This is a genomic window from Streptomyces sp. SID13726, assembly GCF_010548375.1.
Taxonomy (GTDB): domain Bacteria; phylum Actinomycetota; class Actinomycetes; order Streptomycetales; family Streptomycetaceae; genus Streptomyces.
Genome location: NZ_JAAGLY010000325.1, coordinates 1 through 483 on the forward strand (window position 1 = coordinate 1; position 483 = coordinate 483).

The following is a 483-nucleotide window of genomic DNA, read 5'->3' on the forward strand; positions in this document are numbered from 1 at the left end:
GGCGCTGCCCCGGGCACCCCGGTGGCCGGGCAGGTCCCCGCGCCTGCGCCCGCGCCGGACCGTGACCCGTACGTCCAGGACGCCTACGACCACGACCCGTACCGGTCCCAGGACCTGTCGGCCCAGGATCCCGTGGCCGAGGTCCTCTACGACCGTGCCTCGCACCCTCCGCCGCCGCCCGGCACCTACCAGGAGCCCGGACCGCTCTACGCGGCCCCGCAGGCCCCCGTGCACGCCCCCGACCCGCAGGTCTGGGCCCAGACCCCGCCGCCCGAGCCGGACGGGCCCTCCCGGCACCTGCCCTACGGCGACCACGCGACGACCACCCAGTTCGTCGGCGTGGACTCCCTGGTCACCCAGGCGGCGGACGAGAAGCCCGAGCCGGACGCCTTCGCGCACCTCTACCGGGACCAGCAGGGCACGCCCGGCACGCCCGCCGAGGACCTCCCCGTCGCCGCCCCGGCCCCGGGCAAGCCCGCCCGC

1 pseudogene is annotated in these 483 nt (G+C 78.5%); it reads left to right on the forward strand.

Annotation, left to right across the window (positions count from 1 at the left end):
• Window positions 1-21: 21 nt before the first annotated feature.
• A pseudogene (locus G3I78_RS47885) lies at window positions 22-483 on the forward strand (murein biosynthesis integral membrane protein MurJ); the annotation flags it as partial.